Annotated in this window: 23 protein-coding genes; 19 read left to right on the top strand and 4 right to left on the bottom strand. The window is 40.3% G+C overall.

Translation table 11 applies throughout. From position 1 onward, the window contains the following. Positions 1-8 precede the first annotated feature (8 nt). From rplF to EGN73_RS13490, 17 genes are all read left to right on the top strand, one after another. Complete coding sequence (gene rplF / locus EGN73_RS13570) at positions 9-566, top strand: 50S ribosomal protein L6 (protein ID WP_219290785.1); 558 nt, start codon at positions 9-11, stop codon at positions 564-566. A gap of 5 nt (positions 567-571) precedes the next feature. Then, positions 572-922, top strand: a complete 351-nt coding sequence (gene rplR, locus EGN73_RS13565) for a 50S ribosomal protein L18 (RefSeq protein ID WP_219290782.1) — start codon at positions 572-574, stop codon at positions 920-922. Between the two features lie 9 nt (positions 923-931). After that, a complete protein-coding gene (gene rpsE, locus EGN73_RS13560) occupies positions 932-1,450 on the top strand; it encodes a 30S ribosomal protein S5 (protein ID WP_219290779.1) in 519 nt (172 codons plus the stop codon). Positions 1,451-1,454: 4 nt separating this feature from the next. Continuing rightward, positions 1,455-1,634 (top strand): 50S ribosomal protein L30, encoded by a 180-nt coding sequence (gene rpmD / locus EGN73_RS13555; protein ID WP_219290777.1) that lies wholly within the window; start codon positions 1,455-1,457, stop codon positions 1,632-1,634. Between the two features lie 2 nt (positions 1,635-1,636). Beyond that, entirely contained in the window at positions 1,637-2,083 is a 447-nt protein-coding gene (rplO, locus tag EGN73_RS13550) for a 50S ribosomal protein L15 (protein WP_219290774.1), read from the top strand. Positions 2,084-2,087: 4 nt separating this feature from the next. Beyond that, entirely contained in the window at positions 2,088-3,410 is a 1,323-nt protein-coding gene (gene secY / locus EGN73_RS13545) for a preprotein translocase subunit SecY (protein ID WP_219290771.1), read from the top strand. Next, positions 3,407-4,180 carry a type I methionyl aminopeptidase gene (map, locus tag EGN73_RS13540; RefSeq protein WP_219290768.1) on the top strand — a complete coding sequence of 258 codons (774 nt, stop codon included), beginning with the start codon at positions 3,407-3,409 and terminating at the stop codon, positions 4,178-4,180. The genes secY and map overlap by 4 nt, the downstream gene beginning before the upstream one ends. Positions 4,181-4,182: 2 nt before the next feature. Continuing rightward, positions 4,183-4,401: a translation initiation factor IF-1 gene (infA, locus tag EGN73_RS13535; protein ID WP_219290765.1), complete on the top strand. Its 219-nt coding sequence runs from the start codon at positions 4,183-4,185 to the stop codon at positions 4,399-4,401. A gap of 82 nt (positions 4,402-4,483) precedes the next feature. Next, positions 4,484-4,600: a type B 50S ribosomal protein L36 gene (ykgO, locus tag EGN73_RS13530; protein ID WP_009053196.1), complete on the top strand. Its 117-nt coding sequence runs from the start codon at positions 4,484-4,486 to the stop codon at positions 4,598-4,600. 5 nt (positions 4,601-4,605) lie between these two features. Then, positions 4,606-4,983: a 30S ribosomal protein S13 gene (gene rpsM / locus EGN73_RS13525; RefSeq protein ID WP_219290763.1), complete on the top strand. Its 378-nt coding sequence runs from the start codon at positions 4,606-4,608 to the stop codon at positions 4,981-4,983. Between the two features lie 15 nt (positions 4,984-4,998). After that, on the top strand, positions 4,999-5,397 hold the full coding sequence (gene rpsK, locus EGN73_RS13520) for a 30S ribosomal protein S11 (RefSeq protein WP_009034192.1): 399 nt from the start codon (positions 4,999-5,001) through the stop codon (positions 5,395-5,397). A gap of 21 nt (positions 5,398-5,418) precedes the next feature. Next, a complete protein-coding gene (rpsD, locus tag EGN73_RS13515; protein WP_219290759.1) occupies positions 5,419-6,021 on the top strand; it encodes a 30S ribosomal protein S4 in 603 nt (200 codons plus the stop codon). Positions 6,022-6,052: 31 nt separating this feature from the next. Next, positions 6,053-7,042 carry a DNA-directed RNA polymerase subunit alpha gene (locus EGN73_RS13510; RefSeq protein ID WP_219290755.1) on the top strand — a complete coding sequence of 330 codons (990 nt, stop codon included), beginning with the start codon at positions 6,053-6,055 and terminating at the stop codon, positions 7,040-7,042. A gap of 5 nt (positions 7,043-7,047) precedes the next feature. Further along, a complete protein-coding gene (rplQ, locus tag EGN73_RS13505; protein WP_219290752.1) occupies positions 7,048-7,569 on the top strand; it encodes a 50S ribosomal protein L17 in 522 nt (173 codons plus the stop codon). Positions 7,570-7,697: 128 nt separating this feature from the next. Continuing rightward, on the top strand, positions 7,698-8,789 hold the full coding sequence (gene carA, locus EGN73_RS13500) for a glutamine-hydrolyzing carbamoyl-phosphate synthase small subunit (protein ID WP_219290749.1): 1,092 nt from the start codon (positions 7,698-7,700) through the stop codon (positions 8,787-8,789). Between the two features lie 26 nt (positions 8,790-8,815). Continuing rightward, positions 8,816-10,099 carry a phosphopyruvate hydratase gene (gene eno / locus EGN73_RS13495; RefSeq protein ID WP_219290747.1) on the top strand — a complete coding sequence of 428 codons (1,284 nt, stop codon included), beginning with the start codon at positions 8,816-8,818 and terminating at the stop codon, positions 10,097-10,099. A gap of 132 nt (positions 10,100-10,231) precedes the next feature. Next, complete coding sequence (locus tag EGN73_RS13490) at positions 10,232-13,450, top strand: S41 family peptidase (RefSeq protein WP_219290744.1); 3,219 nt, start codon at positions 10,232-10,234, stop codon at positions 13,448-13,450. A gap of 36 nt (positions 13,451-13,486) precedes the next feature. On the opposite strand, the gene EGN73_RS13485 is transcribed toward EGN73_RS13490, so the two are convergent. From EGN73_RS13485 to EGN73_RS13470, 4 genes are all read right to left on the bottom strand, one after another. Continuing rightward, positions 13,487-14,203, bottom strand: a complete 717-nt coding sequence (locus EGN73_RS13485; RefSeq protein WP_219290741.1) for a hypothetical protein — start codon at positions 14,201-14,203, stop codon at positions 13,487-13,489. A 174-nt stretch (positions 14,204-14,377) separates the two neighbouring features. Then, positions 14,378-15,085, bottom strand: coding sequence for a gluconate 2-dehydrogenase subunit 3 family protein (locus tag EGN73_RS13480; protein WP_219290738.1), 708 nt, complete (start codon positions 15,083-15,085; stop codon positions 14,378-14,380). Between the two features lie 11 nt (positions 15,086-15,096). Beyond that, positions 15,097-16,839 carry a GMC oxidoreductase gene (locus EGN73_RS13475; RefSeq protein ID WP_219290735.1) on the bottom strand — a complete coding sequence of 581 codons (1,743 nt, stop codon included), beginning with the start codon at positions 16,837-16,839 and terminating at the stop codon, positions 15,097-15,099. Positions 16,840-16,934: 95 nt separating this feature from the next. Next, the gene (locus tag EGN73_RS13470) at positions 16,935-17,654 is read right to left on the bottom strand and encodes an arylesterase (RefSeq protein WP_219290733.1); all 720 of its coding nucleotides are present in this window, start codon (positions 17,652-17,654) and stop codon (positions 16,935-16,937) included. Between the two features lie 120 nt (positions 17,655-17,774). Between EGN73_RS13470 and EGN73_RS13465 the strand changes: the two genes are divergently transcribed. Continuing rightward, complete coding sequence (locus EGN73_RS13465) at positions 17,775-18,452, top strand: ABC transporter ATP-binding protein (protein WP_219290729.1); 678 nt, start codon at positions 17,775-17,777, stop codon at positions 18,450-18,452. Continuing rightward, positions 18,445-20,964 carry an ABC transporter permease gene (locus EGN73_RS13460; protein ID WP_219290727.1) on the top strand — a complete coding sequence of 840 codons (2,520 nt, stop codon included), beginning with the start codon at positions 18,445-18,447 and terminating at the stop codon, positions 20,962-20,964. The genes EGN73_RS13465 and EGN73_RS13460 overlap by 8 nt, the downstream gene beginning before the upstream one ends. The last annotated feature ends 8 nt before the right edge of the window (positions 20,965-20,972 follow it).

Genomic DNA, 20,972 nt, shown 5'->3' with positions numbered 1-20,972 from the left:
ATAACGTCATGTCAAGAATAGGTAAAAAACCAATAGATCTGCCCGCGGGTGTTACTGTAGACGTTACTTCTCATAATGAAGTGACTGTTAAAGGTCCCAAGGGTACACTAAGTAGGGATGTGAATCCCGACATCACTGTTAAGGTCGAAGGCAACCAAGTTGTCATTGATAGACCTACAGAGTCAAAAAGACATAAATCCCTTCACGGACTTTACAGGTCTTTGATCAACAACATGGTAATTGGGGTATCTGAAGGATACAAGAAAGAACTTGAGTTGGTCGGTGTAGGTTATAAGGCGTCTAACCAGGGTCAGGTATTAGAGCTATCCCTTGGTTATTCTCACAACATTTTCTTTGCATTGCCGGAGAGTGTTTCACTTAAAACGGAAACTCCTAAAGGTAAAAACCCTCTAGTAACGCTAGAAGGAATAGATAAGGAATTGGTTGGCCAAGTTGCTGCTAAAATCAAATCATTGCGTAAAGTAGAACCTTACAAAGGTAAAGGTGTACGCTTCGTAGGTGAAAATGTAAGACGTAAGGCTGGTAAAACTGCCGGTAAAAAATAATTAAGATGGCTTTTAATAAGAACTTAAGAAGACTCAGAATCAAAAAAGGTATCAGAAGGAAAATTTCCGGTACTGATTCTAGACCTCGTTTATCAGTATTTAAAAGCAATACTGGGATTTATGCACAATTGGTTGATGACCTTAAAGGTCATACCTTGGCCCATGCCTCATCCAAAGAGCTTGGAAATGGGAAAAACATTCAAGTTGCTGTTTCTAAAGAAGTAGGTAAAAAACTTGCTGAAAGAGCGGTAGCCAATGGTATCACTGAAGTCGTTTTTGATAGAAGTGGATACTTATATCATGGTAATGTCAAAGCTCTTGCTGAAGGTGCAAGAGAAGGAGGCCTTAAATTTTAATCAGATATTATGTCTCAAGTTAAAAGAAAACCCATTAGGGCAACAGATACTGAACTTAAAGAGAGAGTAGTAGCCATCAATAGAGTAGCCAAAGTGGTGAAAGGTGGTAGAAGGTTCTCATTCTCTGCAATTGTTGTAGTAGGAGATGGAAATGGCGTTGTTGGTTATGGTCTTGGAAAAGCCAATGAGGTAACTGATGCCATTACCAAAGGAATTGAAGATGCCAAGAAAAATCTTGTGAGAGTTCCAGTACTTAAAGGAACTATTCCTCATGAGCAACTTGGTAAATTTGGTGGTGGATTTGTTTTGATCAAGCCAGCTTCTGCAGGTACTGGAGTAATTGCCGGTGGTGCGATGAGAGCTGTTTTGGAAAGTGCCGGCGTAACAGACGTATTGGCTAAGTCCAAAGGATCTTCCAACCCACACAATGTGGTAAAAGCTACTATTGATGCTTTGGTACAGCTAAGAGATGCTATCACAGTTTCTCAGCAAAGAGGTGTTAAGATGTCTAAAGTATTTAACGGTTAAGAAGATGGCTAAATTGAAAGTAACTCAGGTTAGAAGCACTATCAAGAGACCAAAAGATCAGAAAGATACAATCAAGGCTCTTGGATTAGGTAAGATAAACAGGACTGTCGAAGTGGAAAATAACCCACATATGGCAGGAATGATAAGAAAAGTAAGTCACCTTATAAAAGTGGAGGAAGCTTAATCATGAAATTACATACACTGAAACCTGCTGAAGGTTCCATTAAATCGAGAAAAAGGATTGGCCGTGGACAGGGTTCTGGTAGAGGTGGTACTTCTACAAGAGGTCATAAAGGCGCCAAGTCTAGATCAGGATATAAATCAAAGCTAGGATTTGAAGGTGGTCAGATGCCACTTCAGAGAAGAGTTCCTAAGTTTGGGTTCAAATCTCTTAACAGAGTTGAGTACAAGCCTATCAACTTGAATGTCCTTGAAGAGCTAGCTAAATCCGAGAACTTGGATACCATCAATTTGGAAACTTTGATCTCTCATGGACTAGTTTCTAAAAAAGATGTTGTAAAAGTCTTGGGTAGAGGCGAACTTACAGCCAAAATAAATGTAAGTGCTCATTCTTTCTCTGCTTCCGCTGTAGAAGCAATTGAAAAAGTTGGCGGAACAGTAAACAAGCTTTAATTAAATGAAAAAGTTTATCTCAACAGTTAAGAATATCTTTTCTATTGAAGATCTGAGAATCAGAATTATCAATACAATCGGATTTTTGGTTGTCTTTAGATTAGGTTCTTTTATTGTACTACCAGGTGTTGATCCCTCTAAATTGGGAGATGCTCCGGAAGGTATCTTCGGTTTGATAGATACATTTCTTGGTGGTGCCTTCAGTAATGCTTCTATCTTCGGATTAGGTATTATGCCCTACATTTCTGCTTCCATTGTGTTGCAGTTGTTGACTGTTGGGGTTCCTTATTTTCAGAAGTTACAAAAGGAAGGTGAATCTGGTAGAAAAAGAATCAATCAGATCACTAGAGTCCTTACAATAGCCATCACAGTGGCACAGGGTATCGGTTACATTACTGCAACCATTTTGCCTACAGGTGCTGTTATGGTAAGTACCTCTCTGTTTATGTTCAGCTCCTTGGTGTTATTATCTGCCGGTACCATGTTTTGTATGTGGTTGGGGGAAAAGATCACCGAGAAGGGAATCGGGAACGGTATCTCCATGTTGATCATGATCGGTATTATTTCAGCGCTTCCTGGAGCTATGATCGCAGAAGCAGTATCCAAAGGAACTTCCGGTATGCTTTTGCTTCTGATAGAAGCTGCCGTATTGTTCTTTGTAGTAGTAGGTGTGGTAGCTTTGACTGAAGCTACGAGAAGAGTGCCTGTTCAGTATGCAAAGCAAGTTGTGGGTGGAAAAGTATATGGAGGTCAAAGACAGTATATCCCGATTAAGGTTAACGCCTCTGGGGTAATGCCGATTATCTTTGCTCAATCTCTAATGTTCTTGCCGGCTTTGATTGCACAGATATGGTCTGCTGATAATGATATCGCCAATTATATTGGTAGTACATTTAGTGACTTTACATCTTGGCAGTACAATTTGGTATTTGCTATAATGATTATTCTGTTCACCTTCTTCTACACTGCTATCACAGTTAACCCTGAGCAGATTGCAGAAGACCTGAAAAGGAATGGTGGATTCGTTCCAGGTATTAAACCAGGAGCGCCAACAGCAGACTTTATAGATAATATTATATCTAGAATTACGCTTCCAGGATCTATCCTTTTGTCAATTGTGGCGATTTTGCCAGCCTTTGCAATTATTGCTGGAGTTGGTGGTTCATTCGCCCAGTTTTATGGAGGTACCTCGCTTTTGATTATGGTGGGTGTGATCATGGATACTTTGAGACAGATTGAGAGTTATTTGTTAATGAGACATTATGAAGGAATGATGAAAAGTGGCAACATGAAAAACAATCCTTCTAACTTTGCTGCTGCAATATGATCCATTACAAAACTTCGGAAGAGGTTGAGATAATCAAACAAAGTGCTCAGATTCTAGGTAAAGCTCACGGCGAAGTTGCGAAATATGTTAAAGAAGGGGTAAAGACCTCTTTTCTGGATAAAATAGCGGAGGAGTACATCAGAGATAATGATGGTGTGCCTTCCTTTAAAGGTTACAATGGATTTCCTGCTTCTCTCTGCATATCAGTAAATGAGGTAGTAGTACATGGATTTCCAAGTGATTATGTTTTGAAAGATGGCGATATAATCTCAGTAGATTGTGGAGTCTTTCACCAAGGTTTTCATAGCGATTGCGCTTATACTTACCCTGTCGGTGAAGTTTCTCCAAAAGTATTGTCCTTGCTCAAAGCAACAAAGGAATCTCTCTATTTAGGTATTGAAAAGGCCGTATTTGGTAACAGAATCGGAGATGTTGGCAATGCCATTCAAAAGTTTGTAGAATCAAAAGGGTATACTGTGGTCCGCGAATTAGTGGGACACGGATTGGGAAAGAATTTACATGAATCCCCTGAAGTACCCAACTACGGCAAGAGAGGCAGTGGTCCTATTCTCAAAGATGGATTGGTAATAGCGATTGAACCAATGGTTAATCTTGGATCCAGAAATATCGTTCAGGAAAGAGATGGCTGGACTATTCGGACTGCAGACCGTAAACCTTCTGCTCACTATGAGCATACAGTTGCGATATTTGAAGACAGAACAGAAATACTTACTACACATAAGTACATAGAAGAAAATTTTAAATTCTAAATATGGCTAAGCAGACATCTATAGAGCAAGATGGAACAATAGTGGAAGCATTGTCAAATGCGATGTTTAAAGTGGAACTGGAAAATGGTCATCAATTGATCGCCCATATTTCTGGTAAAATGAGAATGAATTACATAAAGATTCTCCCTGGAGATAAAGTCAAATTGGAGCTTTCTCCATACGACTTGACCAAAGGAAGAATCGTGTACAGATACAAGTAAATTGTCGTATAAGTGTCGGATGAAAGACTTTCGGGTTTCATAGACAATTATATGTGGTGGTCGAAATATAAATTATAGACACATGAAAGTTAAGGCATCAATTAAGAAGAGAAGTGCTGACTGTAAAGTGATCAGAAGAAAAGGTAAACTTTACGTCATCAACAAAAAGAATCCTAAGTTTAAACAAAGACAAGGTTAATCATTATGGCAAGAATTGCAGGTGTTGACATACCAGACAACAAGCGTGGTGAGATTGGCTTGACCTATATCTTCGGAATAGGTAGAAGTTCAGCCAAAGCGATCCTGGCTAAAGCAGGAATTTCTTTAGATAAGAAAGCTGGTGAGTGGAATGACGAAGAGTCTACCGCTATTAGAAATATCATTGCTGAGGAATTCAGAACAGAGGGAGCTCTGAAATCTGAAATTCAGCTAAACATCAAAAGATTGATGGATATTGGTTGCTACAGAGGTTTGAGACATAGAAAGGGTCTACCTGTTAGAGGTCAAAAAACCAAAAATAACGCAAGAACTAGAAAAGGTAAGAGAAAAACTGTTGCTAACAAGAAGAAAGCAACTAAATAAATCTTGAATTAGATTATGGCTCAGAAAAGAAACGATAAAGCTAAAGGTAAAAAAAGAGTAGTGAAGGTAGAAGCGGTAGGCCAAGCCCACATTAAAGCTTCTTTCAACAACATCATTATCTCTATTACCAATAATTCAGGTCAGGTTATTTCTTGGGCTTCTGCCGGTAAAATGGGTTTCAGAGGTTCCAAAAAGAATACTCCTTACGCTGCTCAGATGGCCGCACAAAACTGTGGTCAAGTAGCCTATGATTTGGGTTTGAGAAAAATTGAGGTTTTTGTAAAAGGTCCAGGTGCAGGTAGAGAATCTGCTATCAGAACTTTGCAAAACGTAGGTCTAGATGTTACTACGATAATAGATGTGACTCCACTTCCGCACAACGGATGTCGTCCTCCAAAACGTAGAAGAGTTTAATTTCTTAAAAGAAGATAAAGAATGGCAAGATATACAGGTCCAAAGGCAAAAATCGCCAGAAGATTCGGTGAGCCTATCGAAGGATACAGCAAAGCTCTCCAAAAGAAAAATTACCCTCCTGGACAACACGGAAGAGGTAGAAGAAAGAAGCAATCTGAATATGCTATTCAGCTTGCAGAAAAACAAAAAGCCAAATACATCTACGGTGTGTTGGAAAGACAATTCGCCAAAATGTTTGACATTGCTTCCAGAAAGCAAGGGATAACTGGTGAAAACCTCCTTGTACTGTTGGAATCTAGACTTGATAACACTGTATTCAGGTTGGGAATTGCCCCTACCAGAAGAGGTGCAAGACAGTTGGTTTCCCACAAGCATATTCTTGTAAACGGTGAGGTTGTGAATATCCCATCTTATTCACTTAAGCCAGGTGATGTAGTTTCTGTAAGGGAGCGTTCTAAATCCCTTGAAGCCATCACTTCCAGCTTAGCAGGAAAATCCAACCGTTTCCCATGGTTGGAGTGGGACAATTCATCTTTATCGGGTAAGTTTGTATCAGTTCCTTCCAGAGATGATATCCCTGAGAACATCAAGGAACAACTGATCGTCGAACTTTACTCTAAATAATAACATTTCAGACTTAAATAGAACTATTGATATGTCCATACTAGCATTTCAAATGCCCGAGAAAGTGGTGATGGAAAAAGCCGATGACTTCCACGGTTTATTCACCTTTAAGCCACTAGAGAAGGGCTATGGGGTCACCATAGGCAACGCTTTAAGAAGAATTCTTTTGTCTTCTTTGGAAGGCTATGCCATTACTTCTGTGAAACTACCAGGTGTAGTTCACGAATTTTCTACTATCGAGGGTGTTGTGGAAGATGTGACAGATATCATTCTAAACCTTAAGCAAGTAAGATTCAAAAAAGTCCACGACTCAATTGATGGAAAAATTTCTGTTGAGGTTTCAAATCAGTCTGTTTTCACTGCTGGAGATATCGCAAAGTTTACTACCTCTTTTGAGGTCTTGAATCCTGAGTTGGTCATCTGCCACTTGGATGACAGCAAAAGTTTTGAAATTGAGTTGACAGTTGAAAAAGGAAGAGGTTATCTTCCTGCTGAAGAATCAAAACCAAAAGAGCAGGTTTTCGGTGTCATTCCCATCGATGCTATTTTCACTCCGATCAAGAATGTGAAGTATAGCGTGGAAAATACAAGGGTTGAGCAAAAAACTGACTTTGAAAAACTGATACTTGAAGTAACCACAGATGGATCTGTCCATCCTGAGAAAGCGCTTCAGGAATCGGCTAAAATTCTGATCCAACATTTTATGTTGTTTTCAGATCAGACAATGGTTCTTGATTCTACAGGCGTTTCTGAGCCGGAACCGATAGATGAGGAGTTTCTTCACATGAGAAAACTTCTTAAAACACCACTTGGTGATTTGGATCTTTCCGTTCGTGCTTTCAACTGTCTAAAAGCTGCTGATGTGAAAACCTTGGGCGACCTTGCTAGGCTTGAGATTTCTGATATGATGAAATTTCGCAACTTTGGTAAGAAGTCCTTGGCAGAACTAGAGCAGTTGATCCAAGAGAAAGGATTAACTTTCGGAATGGACTTGTCTAAGTATAAACTTGATGAAGAATAAATAAAATGAGACACGGTAAGAAATTCAATCACCTTGGCAGGACAGCCAGTCACAGGAAGGCCATGCTTTCCAATATGGCGACTTCCCTGATTCTTCACAAGCGTATTTCTACAACGCTTGCCAAGGCTAAGGAACTAAGAAAATATGTAGAGCCTTTGATCACAAGGGCAAAAGAAGATACTACTCACAATAGAAGGATAGCATTCTCTTACTTGCAAAGCAAAGAGGGGATCAAAGCTCTTTTTGGTGAAGTAGCTGAGAAAGTAGCTGCAAGAAATGGTGGGTATACTAGAATTATCAAAACCGGTTTCAGACTGGGGGATAATGCTGAGATGTGTATTATCGAAATTGTTGATTTCAACGAGTTGATGTTGAAAGACGCCAAGCCTGCCAAGAAAACAACAAGAAGAAGCAGAAGAGGATCCGGTAAAGCTGCCGATTCATCTGATGCAGAAACTGAAGCTCCTGCAGCAAAAGCTGAAGGCGAAAGCACAGACGACAAAAAAGAAGAAAAATCTGAAGATTAATTCATGTTATTTTCTTTTACATATCAAAGGGATTGGACTTCGGTTCAATCCCTTTTTTTATATCCATCCTAATTCCTTTAGGCCTCTAACATTAAAATAATTAACTTTGGCGAGTCCAAAATATTGAAATGAAAAAACAAAAAGCAACACTTCTTCTTGCAGATGGGACCATGTTCAAAGGATCCCTCATCGGTAGTGCCGGTACAAACGGTGGTGAAATATGTTTCAATACCGGAATGACAGGTTACCAGGAAATCTATACAGACCCCTCATATACGGGCCAAATTATTGTAACTACAACCTCTCATATCGGAAATTATGGTGTGATTGATTCTGAAGTGGAATCCGATCACCCCACTATAGCAGGCATTGTAGTCAATAGTTTTTCTGAGATATACTCTAGACTGGATGCCAGTGGATCACTTCAGGAATATCTTGATAAATACAAAATTACAGGAATCGCAGATATTGATACCAGGAAGCTGGTTCGTCACATAAGGGCTAAGGGAGCCATGAATGCTATTATCAGCTCAGAATATGAAGATGATTTGGCTGGATTGAAGGCACAGCTCAATTTGGTGCCTGATATGAATGGCCTGGAGCTTTCTTCTCAAGTGTGTACAAAGGAACCTTTTTACTATGGTAGTGAAGATGCTTCAATTAAAGTGGCATGTCTGGATTTTGGGATTAAGCTGAATATCCTTAGAAATCTTGCGGACAGAGGTGTTTATTGCAAAGTCTTTCCTGCCAAAACAAAGCTTGAAGAATTGCAAAGTTGGAATCCCGATGGTTACTTTCTTTCCAACGGGCCCGGTGATCCAGCTGTAATGGAATACGCTGTGGAAACCACCAAAGAGATTTTAGAAACAGGTAAGCCGGTATTCGGGATCTGTTTGGGGCATCAGATTTTAGCTGAGGCATGTGGAATTTCTACATACAAAATGCATCATGGCCACAGAGGTCTGAATCATCCTATTAAAAACATCCTGACAGGGAAAAGTGAAATAACTTCACAAAACCACGGCTTCGTGGTGAAGCGTGAGGATGTAGAAAAGAGCGATACGGTAGAAATGACCCATGTGCATCTTAACGACAATACAGTAGCTGGGATCAAGCTAAAAAATAAACCAGCATTTTCGGTACAATATCACCCCGAATCATCGCCTGGACCCCATGACTCCAGATACTTATTTGATGATTTTGTATCTTTGATGAAATAATTAACAACTATTAAACCTTTTAAATTATGACTTTGATTCAATCAATCCACGCTAGACAAATTCTGGATTCTCGTGGTAATCCAACCATTGAAGTTGATGTTTTTACAGAAACTGGTGCCTTTGGTAGAGCAGCGGTTCCAAGTGGAGCTTCAACAGGAGCAAATGAAGCAGTAGAATTACGTGATGGAGATAAAAGTAAGTACCTTGGTAAAGGTGTATTGAAAGCAGTCGCAAACGTAAATGAAGTGATAGCTCCTGAATTGGTGGGTATGGATATATTTGAACAAAATACCATCGATCAGATCATGATTGACCTTGATGGTACAGCCAATAAAAGTAAATTGGGGGCAAATGCCATTTTGGGCGTTTCTTTGGCGGTGGCCAAAGCCGCTGCTATGGAGGCAGGTCAGCCACTTTTCAGATATGTAGGCGGTGTTAATGCCAACACTCTTCCAGTACCTATGATGAATATCATAAATGGCGGTTCGCATTCTGATGCACCTATTGCTTTCCAGGAGTTTATGATCCGTCCTGTAGGGGCACCAAGCTTTACTGAAGCTATTAGAATGGGGGCAGAAATCTTCCATCATTTAAAGAAAATCCTCCATGATAAAGGTCTTGTGACTGCTGTAGGTGATGAGGGTGGTTTTGCGCCTAACTTTTCAGGAGGTACTGAAGAAGCTTTGGGAAGTATACTTGAGGCTATTGAAAAGGCAGGTTATAAAGCAGGTGAAGAAATCACTATTGCACTGGATTGCGCTGCTTCAGAATTCTTTGTTGATGGAAAATACGATTACAAGAAATTCGAAGGTGATTCTGGTAAAATTAGAAGCAGAGAAGAGCAGGTTGCTTATTTGGCTGAACTTTCTGAGAAATACCCTATTGACTCCATAGAAGATGGATGTGCTGAAGACGATTGGGAAGGTTGGGCTATGCTGACTGCCAAAATCGGTGGTAAAGTTCAATTGGTAGGAGATGACCTGCTTGTTACCAACGTGAAGTTTTTGGAAAGAGGAATCAATGAGAAATCAGCCAACTCCATTCTGATCAAAGTAAATCAAATAGGAACTTTAACAGAAACCTTGAATACGATTGCCATGGCGCATAAGGCAGGGTGGACATGCGTAATGTCTCACAGGTCTGGAGAAACTGAAGATTCAACAATTGCTGATTTGGCTGTAGCGGTGAATTGCGGACAGATCAAAACAGGATCAGCTTCCCGTTCAGACAGGATGGCCAAATACAATCAGTTGCTAAGGATAGAAGAGCTCTTGGGAGAAAGTGCTGTATTTCCGAAAAGAAAAGCATAATTGAAATAATCAGATTGAAAAATTGAAAAGCAGTCCAGAAGGGCTGCTTTTTTTTTAGACCATTTATAATTTTTAAGTATGAGTTTTTTGGGAGCTTTACTAATTTTCCCTCTGATCCAAATGTAATTTTCAATGAGAAGAGTTTTAGTATTACTATTTATTGTAAGCATTCAGTTAGGTGTGTCTGCACAGAATAATCCTCTCTGGTTGCGATATCCGGCAATTTCTCCAGATGGAAAAGAAATTGTGTTTGGCTACAAAGGGGACTTGTTCAAAGTGGCCGTAGAAGGAGGGAAAGCCCTTCCCCTTACTCTCCATAATGCACATGACATGATGCCAGTATGGAGTCCTGACGGTAAGAGTATTGCCTTTGCTAGTGACAGGTTTGGCAATTTCGATGTTTTTATAATTCCTTCTGAGGGAGGGGAGGCCAAGAGATTGACGTACCATTCGGGAAATGATTTCCCATGGGATTTTACTCCAGATGGAAAGGAGGTTGTATTTAGCTCTCCACGTAACGACTTAAATACTTCAGTGAGGTTTCCAAATAAGGGATTATTCGGCAAATTGTATTCGGTGCCGGCAGAGGGCGGTAGAAGCTTTTTGATTTCTTCAGCTGGTATGCAACATGCTTCATTTGATCCTAAAGGAAACAGGTTGGTTTTTCAAGACCGAAAAGGGTACGAGGATGAATGGAGAAAAAGGCATACCTCCTCAGTGACAAGGGATATTTGGATGTATGACATAAATGAAAATAGCTATCAGCAGATAAGCGATTTCGAAGGTGAAGATCGAGAGCCTGTTTTTTCAAATGATGGAACTTCTGTTTATTACCTTAGCGAAAAAAACGGAGCCCAAAATGTGTTTAAAAAAAGTCTTGGTACCAATGAAGAAGTTCAACTGACAGCGTTTAAAGATCATCCCGTAAGGCATCTCAGTATTTCAAAGAATGGGATTTTGGCTTTTTCTTGGAATGGAGAGGTGTATTCACTTCGAGATGGCGGTCAGCCAAGTAAAGTAGAAGTAGAGATTTTTGGGGATTTCAGTGGGAATGACCAGAAAATCGTCTCTGTAAGCAGCGGTGCTACTGAAATGGCACTTTCTCCAAATGGGAAAGAAGTAGCTTTTGTTTTTAGGGGGGAAGTGTTTGTAACTTCTGCCGACAACAGTCAGACCAAAAGGATTACCAATACTCCAGCCCAAGAAAGAATGCTAAGTTGGGATAAGGATGGCCGTACACTCTATTACTCATCTGAAAGAGGAGAAAGCTGGGATATTTACAAGGCCAGCATTGTAAGGGAAGAAGAGCCTTATTTCTTTGCAGCCACTATTATCAAAGAGGAAGCTGTGATTGCAAGTGATAAGGATGAGTTTCAACCTTTGGTATCACCAGATGGGAAAAAAATCGCCTACCTTGAAGAAAGAAATATCCTCAAGGTATATGATCTAGAAAGTAGATCATCCAAAACAATTATACCGGCTGGAGAGAATTTTTCCTACAGGGATGGGGATCAGGATTTTACCTGGAGTCCGGACAGCAAATGGCTTGTTGCCAAGAATTCACTTGGACTTTATGGTGCAAGTCACATGGTTTTGTATGATGTCAATGAGGGGGGAGAAGGAGTTAACCTTACCAACAGTGGATTTTCTGATGGCCAAGGAAGATTTGCGATGAACGGGAAAGCCCTTGTCTGGGCCAACGATAGAGACGGGAAGAAGCCATTGGCACTCCAGGGAGCAAGAGAACTGGATGTCTATGCACTTTTCTTTGACCAGGCTGCATATGACAGATTTAGATTAAGCAAAGATGATTTTGACCTAATCAAGGGAAAGGAAAAGAAAGATAAGGGTGATAAAAGTTCAGACGAGAAGAAAAAGAACGATGAACCCCTGAAATTTGACCTGGAAGGATTAGAAAATAGGAAATTAAGGCTTACTACAGGATCCTTGAACTTATCCTCATTTGACATGTCTCCTGATGGGGATAAGTTGTACTTAATGGCCAATTTTGAGAACAGGTATGATGTTTGGGCTTTTGATACCCGAACCAAAGAACTGAAATCTCTGGCCAAAACTAACTCTGGACCTGGAAGAATTGAGTTGGATAAAGAAGGGAAAAATCTTTTTGTATTGGCCAATGGTAGGCTGTCAAAAATTGATACTGGCAGTGGGAAGGTCTCGAATATAGGGATTAATGAAGAAATGGTATTGGATGCTTCAGCAGAGAGAGATTATATTTTTAATCATGCATGGAGACAGGTGAAAAAGAAGTTTTATGACCCAGATCTTCATGGGGTAGATTGGGAGATGTACAGAGATGCTTATGCTAAGTTTTTGCCTCATATCAATAACAATTATGATTTCCAGGAGCTGCTGAGTGAGATTCTAGGTGAGCTTAATGGTTCTCATACAGGGGGAAGATATTCTCCCAGGCCAGAAAATGGGGATCAGACAGCTTCATTGGGCTTGTTCTATGATGAATCATCCAAGGAGAGTGGTTTGAGGATTACAGAAGTCATTACCGGAGGTCCTTTGGATAAAGCTGACAGCAAGGTAAAAGCTGGCCATGTGATAGAGAAAATTGACGGTGCAGTTTTGGATCTGGATATGGATTGGAATAAAACCCTCAATAGGAAGGCTGGGAAAAATATCCTGTTATCTCTATATGACCCAAAATCAGGTGAAAGATGGGAAGAAAGTGTGAAGCCAATAGCCCTTGGAACAGAAAATCAGCTCCTATACAAAAGATGGGTGACTACTATGCGCGACATGGTGGATAGTCTAAGTGAGGGAAGAATAGGGTATGTCCATGTTCAGGGTATGAATGACAACAGTTTCAGAACAGTATATGATGAAGTTCTCGGGAAGAATGCGGATAAAGAAGCATTGATTGTGGATACAAGGTTCAATGGTGGCGGATGGCTACATGAAGATTTGTCCAATTTTCTTGATGGAAAGCCGTATGCTACATTTAGACCATATGGTTTTGTTGCACGAGGAGGGGAGCCTAGAGACAAATGGTCTAGACCAAGTGTAGTCCTTATGAGTGAGAGTAATTATTCTGATGCACATGCCTTTCCTTATGCCTATCGTGCCAAAGGTATTGGAAAGCTTATAGGCATGCCAGTGCCAGGTACCAGCACGGCAGTTTGGTGGGAAACCCAGATTGATCCTACTATAGTATTTGGTATTCCAATGATAGCATTCTATGGTGTTGAAGAGGACAGACCTTTGGAAAACCTACAGCTTGAGCCAGATATCAAAGTAAACAGTCCTTTTGAAGAAATTTTGTACGGGAAAGATGCCCAGATTGAAGCTGCAGTAAAAGAATTGATGGAACAGATAAAATAAAAAATGAGGGGTGAATTTCACCCCTCATTTTTTTTATCATTTGGCGTCTTTTTTCATCAGGAATGCCCGGTACTTTTTATCCGGTACCAATTCTTGTGAGAGCAAAATGTGGTTTTCATTGATTCCAATAATCTCAAATTCATCTGCTTTAATTATCCCAATAGGCTTTGGAGATTTTGTGGTAAGGTAAATTTTGCCTTTCCTTGTAGATAGTTCTGCATTTTCATCAATAGTAAAAAGCTTTCCACTTCCTATCCTTATATGATTTGCGTTGAAGGCATTTCTGTTTGTGCTCATATTTTGTGTATTGACAAACCTGTGTCCGGATAGAATGTTTTTTACTTGATTTTCGCTCAGGACTTTGTCCTCACTTTTATAAAAAATTGCCTGATAAGTGAATAAGCGGCCAATAAAAATGGTAGTCAGACCAATTCCATCATCAGGAAACCCTTTGGTAATAAAAACATGCGATGCACCACGTACAGTAGCTTCCTCCAGTAATTTTCTTTTAGCTCTTCTATTGAGGTTATTTATCGCCGAAAAAGCAGTAGCTCCTCTTGCTTTGGAAAAAGCATCTCCGATTTTAATAAGGCCTTCTGTTTGGCTGAAATCATCCAGAATCTCAATATTTGATGTTGTGGTAAATCCTTCAAGCCCTGAATAGTTTTCAATCTTTTGGCCATATACAGGTGCAAGTGCGCTACAAAAGGTGATAGCTAAAAACAATAGAAATGTTGTCTTTATAAATTTCATATTTGAATTGATTGGTTATTTTTTACACGAAATTATTTAAAAAACATTAGTTTTTTTGTTGAAAAATATCCTTAAAAAATTATAACATACTCACTAATAGTGAGAAAATTATTTAATTTAGTTATTTTAATAAAAAAAATCCCTCAAATTTTTGAGGGATTTTCAACATAAGGGTTATCCAATTAAATTTCCTTCATCGTCCCAAACAGCGACAGTTCCTCTTTCTTCTGGTTTTAAATAGTATGATAGATACTTTTCAGGTAGTTCTACCCCATGTTTTTCCATTACCTCCTTTGGAACACCATCCCAAGCATTGGGCGTATTTCCTTTGTATCCTAAGTATTTGTATCCCATTTCTGAGGTGAAATACCCTGTTGCTGTCAAGTTTCTAAGAATGTTGAAAAATGAAACAGCACCTCTCATTTCCGGAGCTGCTTTCTCCGGCCAGGCAATCTTATCGATTACCTCCATTCTTTCATTTTCGGACAAGTCCAAAAATAATTTACCATATTGATCATTGCTGTAGCTGTCCAGCCACATCAAGCCGCCTCTCATGGGTGTTTGATAGGAAGGAGCATCTTTCATCATGAATTCAATAAAATCAACTACTCCAGCTTCAGAAGCACTGCCTGATTCTTCATCAGCTGGCATAATGATATCTACCAAGACATTCAATTTTTCTCTTTCTTCTTCAGTGAGGAAAGTTTCTGAAAGTAGTCTTTGATCTCGCTGTATCTCTTCTTCAATTCTTCCACCTGGAGTTCCTCCCGCGATTTTTGGGGAAAGATCTGCTTGCTTGTCTTCCGGGCTGCAATTGGTCAAAAGGAGGCCTGTAGCCAAGGATCCTGTGAAAAGGAGTTTAAGGTTTTCTCTTCTGTTCATAATTCCCTTGGTTAGATATTTTTCTTTTTCAATTCGTTTACGATATAATCAGAAGTTCTCCAAGCCAATGCCAGGATAGTCCAAGTAGGATTCTTATCAGCTTGCGACACAAATGGACCTGCATCTACTACAAAGAGATTTTTACAGTCATGCGCCTGGCAGTTGCTGTTTAAAACAGACGTAGATGGGTTGTCTCCCATTCTTGTGGTCCCTACTTCATGGATAATCCGTCCTGGAGTAGCCAGTCCGTACATGGTTTCTGGCCCTGGTTTTTCTCCTAGAAGTACAGCTCCTGATTCTGTAAGGATCTCCTCGAAAGTATCCTGCATGTGCTTGGCCTGCTTCACTTCCTGATCTGTCCATTGATAATGGAATTTTAGTACAGGAATACCATATTTATCTACCACATTATTATCTATCTCACAGTAATTGGTGAATTGGGGTATACTTTCTCCCCTGCCGGACATACCCAAGGTAGATCCGTAAATCCTCCTGATGTCTTTTTTGAGGCCTTCCCCATAGCCACCGTTAGGGCTTGGATTTCCAAACTCATCTTTTAGGTATTTTCTCATCGTGTCCATAGAAAAACCTATCCCATAAGATGGCATGGTCATCCCTCCCCAATATTCGATGTGATAGCCTCTGGCAAAATCCAGTTTTTTGTTGTCCAGCCACCATGGTGTATATACATGCATGCCTCCAACACCGTCTTCGTTGTACCTTTCTCTGTCAATAAGTTCTGGCATAATGCCCATTCTGTCCGCTCCGGTAGAATCATGCAGGTATCTGCCGACCATGCCACTGCTGTTTCCAACGCCGTTGGGGTGGGTCTTTGATTTTGAATTAAGCATTATTCTGGCAGATTCGCAGGCAGAGGCACCTAATACCACTACCCTGGAGCGGAGTTTGTATTCTTTCATGTCCACTTTGCTGATAAAGGACACCCCTGTGGCATTTCCGCTTTCGTCAGTAGTAACAGATCTTACCATCGCTTGGGTGTAGAGTTCTACTTTTCCCTTAGCCATAGCAGGCTTGACAAGACATGTTCCTGAAGAAAAATCCGCATATGCCTGGCAGGCCCTGTTACATTGATTGCAAAAAAAGCATACTCCCCTTTCGTTATTGATAGGTCTGGTCAACATAGAAAGCCTTCCAGGAATTACGGGCATATTTGCTTTTTTTGCCCCTTTCATGATGTACATTTCATGAAGTCGGGGCTTCGGAGGAGGAAGAAAAAATCCATCCGGCTCATTATATATTCCTTCTTTGGTGCCAAATACACCAATGAGCTTGTCTACCCTGTCATAATATGGCTTGAGGTCGTCATAGCCTATAGGCCAGTTGTCCCCCATTCCATCTATGCTTTTTCTTTTGAAATCATTTGGGCCAAACCTCAGGGAAATTCTTCCCCAGTGATTGGTTCTTCCCCCAACCATTCTGGACCTGAACCAATCGAAAGAGGTTCCTTTTGCACGGGTGTAAGGTTCACCTTCAATATCCCAGCCTCCAATAGCTTGGTCAAAGTCTCCAAAAGGTCTAACTCTGGTTCCAGCCCCTCTTCTTGGTGATTCCCATGCCGGTCTCAATTGGGTCCTGTCTTCGTCTTTGGCCGGATCAAAGTCTTTTCCTGCTTCCAATACAGCGACAGAAAGGCCTGCTTCTGAAAGAATCTTGGAGGCCATCCCGCCTCCAGCACCAGACCCTACAATGATCACATCATAAGACTCTCCGGAAGATTTGATTTCAAAACTCATGTTTTCTAATTTTTTTATTTTATTTCTGAAAGTTCTGTAAAAATTTTTAATAATCAAATTTGTGAAAAAATTTCCTTTCAATTTTAATAATACAGTTAAGCATCTTTAATTTGTGCATATAGGTAAGGCCAAATGTTTTCCAGGACAATTTTGTGCCCTTCTTCGGTAGGATGGATGCCATCTCTTAGATTTAGATCTGGATTGCCTGCGACTCTTTCAAGTAGAAAAGGAATGAGTGTGACATTTTCCTCTTTTGCAATTTCAGGATAAATTTCAGCAAATCTTTTGGTGTAGTCTTGTCCCATATTTGGGGGAATTTGCATGCCTGCAAGAATAATCCCAGTGTCAGGATATTTAGTTCTGACTGTTGCTATTATAGCTTTGAGGTTCTTTTTTGTTTCTTCAATTTCGATCCCTCGAAGCCCATCGTTGCCTCCAAGTTCCAGTACGAAGATTTCAGGTTTCTCTTCCAAAAACCAATCCAGTCTGCTTAGTCCGCCTGCGGTAGTTTCACCACTCAGTCCCCCATTGATTACCTGGTAATCGTAGCCTAGACTGTCCAGTCTCTGTCCCGCCAAAGAAGGATATGCTTCATCTTCTTCTATTCCATATCCGGCAGTCAGACTGTTTCCGAAGAATAGAATAATGGGTTTGTCACTTGTCATGCTCTTTTCACTTTGTTCTTCTTTCTTTTCTTGAGGCTGATTTTGCCCGCATGAAAGTAGTGTGAAGTTGAGTATGCCGTAGATAAATAAAAGGCTGATCGTGTGAATTTTGGCCTTGGGGTTTCGTCCGAAGAATATTTGAGAACTCATTGGGTGAAATATTTTTGATATTTAGATAAAATACTGTCCTTTAATAGGAACCTTTACAATCATTCAACAATTTAAGGGTATTAAGGTTAAAGGCAATTAACTTACTCATCTAATCTATATATGGCCATACTAGAAGTAAAAAATGTCAGCAAAACTTATAAAAGTGGTAACCGGGTTCTTACAGTTTTGGATGAGGTTAGTTTTTCTGTAGACCAAGGAGATAGTATAGCTATAGTAGGCCCTTCAGGAAGTGGGAAGACCACTTTGTTAGGTCTTTGTGCAGGCCTGGATGCCGCAAGTAATGGTTCAGTGAAGTTGGTGGATAAAAGTCTGGAAAGCCTGACTGAAGATGAAAGAGCTGAGGTACGAAACCAGCACATTGGTTTTATTTTTCAAAACTTTCAATTGTTGCCAACGCTTACCGCTTTAGAAAATGTAATGGTTCCTTTAGAGCTCAAGAAGAATAAAGATGCCAGGCAGATCGCCAAGAGTCTTCTTGAAAAGGTTGGACTTGGAGATAGGTTAGGGCATTATCCAACTCAGCTCTCAGGAGGTGAACAACAAAGGGTGTCGATAGCCCGAGCCTTTGCCAATCAACCCAAGGTTCTATTTGCTGATGAACCTACAGGAAATCTTGACACAGAGACCGGAGAGCTAATAGAGGAGCTAATATTCAGGTTAAATAAAGATCAGGGAACCACTCTGATTTTGGTAACCCATGACCTGGAGCTTGCCAAAAAGACCAATAGGATTATCAATATCAGAGGAGGTAAAGTTCAGGAGGTTGGGAATGGGTAATAATTCTTGGGTTTTGAAAATGGCCATGAGAGATTTTAGAAAAAATTTCTCAAAGCTGATGTTGTTTGTTTCTGCCATGGTAGTAGGAATAGCGGCTTTGGTAGCCATAAGTTCATTTGGAGATAATTTAAGCAAGGATATAGACAGCCAGGCAAAAGAGCTACTAGGAGCTGATTTGGTATTGGGTAATAATCAGCCTATTGGTGATCAAGAAATAGATAACTTGGCTTCAGCTGTTGCGGAAGAAATCAACTTTGCCAGCATGGTGGCTTTTCCTTCAACAGGAGAAAGTAGATTGACTCAAGTAAGGGCGCTCAAAGGGGATTTCCCCTATTATGGCAGACTTGAAACAGTCCCTGAAGGTGCTGATAAAAGCTTTAGGGATGGTGGGAGAAAAGCGCTTGTGGAAAAGATTCTCATGGCCCAGTTCAATGCTGAGGTCGGGGACAGTATAAAAGTCGGAGAACTGACTTTTGTAATCGAGGGAGAGTTACAGAAAGTACCCGGGCAGACAGGAATAACAGCTACTGTGGCACCTGCTGTTTATATTCCCATGGAATATTCGGAAGCTACCGGATTGATCCAATATGGTAGCAGGCTCAATTATCAGAAATACTACCAACTTGGGCCCGATATAGAGATCGAACTTTTGATAGAGCAATATGAAGAAGCTTGGGAGGAACAAAAAGTAAACTACACTACAGTAGAGTCCAGAAGAAATCAGACCGGTCGCGCTTTTGAAAATCTGGCCAATTTTTTAAGTCTTGTGGCTTTTGTTGCTCTCTTGTTGGGTTGTGTAGGGGTGGCATCGGCCGTCAATGTATTTGTTAAGGAAAAAGTAGCCTCAGTTGCGGTCTTGAGGTGCCTGGGAGTTACTGCATGGACAGCAATGAAAATTTATCTTTTGCAGATTTTGCTCATGGGCATGGCTGGTGCTGTAGTAGGTGCTATTTTAGGGACTTTGCTTCAATATCTTCTTCCAGCAGTTTTTGCGGATTTTTTGCCGGTAGAGGTTAGTCTGGGGGTAGCCTGGACCAGTGTGGGATTTGGTTTGATAACAGGATTGTTCGTCTCTGTTCTCTTTGGTCTTTTGCCCCTTTTGAAAATCAGGAAAGTTTCACCTATGGCTACCCTTAGGCCTGATGAAAACAATATTAGTATAAAGAAAGACCCGCTCAGGTGGGGGGTGATATTGGCAATTCTTTTATTTGTTTTCGGATTCAGCTATTTTTTGTTAGGAGGAGTTTGGTTTGCAGCTGGATTTACAGGATTTATCATTTTTGCTTTCCTGACCCTTTGGTCCGTTGCTCTTTTAGTAATGTGGTCAATAAGGAGGTTTTTACCGATTTCCCTTAGGTATACCATAAGACAGTCTTTGTCCAATTTATATAGGCCAAATAACCAGACTGTTTCACTAATTGCCACAATTGGACTGGGAACTGCAATGATCAGTACTCTATTCTTTGTGCAAGGTCAATTATTGGATGAAGTAAAGTTTGCTGATAAGGAAGATCAGCCTAACATGTTGCTTTTTGACATCCAGACCAGACAGGTTGATGATGTGGTGAAAGCATTGGAGAAAAGGGATTTGCCAATCATGCAGAGGGTTCCAATAGTAACCATGGCTTTGGAATCGATAAATGGTATAAACAGGAAATCAAATGATACATTACCTGAAGAAGAAAGAAGATCAAGAGGTTTATATAACCGGGAATTCAGGGTTACCTACAGGGACAGTCTAATTGCTTCTGAGAGATTGGTCAAAGGTGAACTTAGGAAAGTGGAGCAGGCAGGAGATTCAATATTTGTTTCTTTTGATGAAGGTTATGCCAATAGAACTGGGGTAAATATAGGAGATGAAATCATTTTCAATGTGCAGGGGAGACCACTCAAAACATACGTTGGAAGTTTTAGAGATGTGAAATTCAATCAGGTTTCTACAAATTTTCTTGTCTTGTTTCCTGAGAATGTACTGGATAATGCTCCAAAATTCCATGTGGTAATTACCAAGACAAAAAATGATAGGCAGGCAGCTGAAGTTCAATCGGAAATCGTCAGGGCATATCCTAATGTATCTGTGGTGAATTTAGGAGCCATAGTAGAAACATTGGAGGAGATTCTTTCCAAAATTGGTTTTGTGATTCAGTTCATGGCCTTTTTCAGTATTGCTACAGGGATAGTGGTATTGATCAGCTCATTGATCATCAGTAAATATCAAAGGATGAGGGAAAGTATTCTTCTGAGGACACTTGGTGCAAGCTCTGCGAAGGTAAGCAGCATCAATACAATGGAGTATTTCTTTTTAGGAAGTCTTGCTTCTCTGAGTGGGATCATCTTGTCATTTTTGGCAGCGTTTTTATTGAGTCAGTTTGTTTTTCAGTTGCCGTTTCGTCCTGCATGGAAGGAAGCAGCGATAGTATATGTTGTCATCACTGCTTTGACTGTGGTGTTGGGCTGGCTCAATGGAAGCAAGATTATCAAAAGACCTCCAATGGAGATATTAAGGGATTAGCGGTTTTT

The organism is Arthrospiribacter ruber (assembly GCF_019343195.1).
Lineage (GTDB): Bacteria > Bacteroidota > Bacteroidia > Cytophagales > Cyclobacteriaceae > Arthrospiribacter > Arthrospiribacter ruber.
The sequence above is the reverse complement of the archived record's forward strand: the minus strand, read 5'-3'. Positions and strand labels throughout refer to the sequence as shown.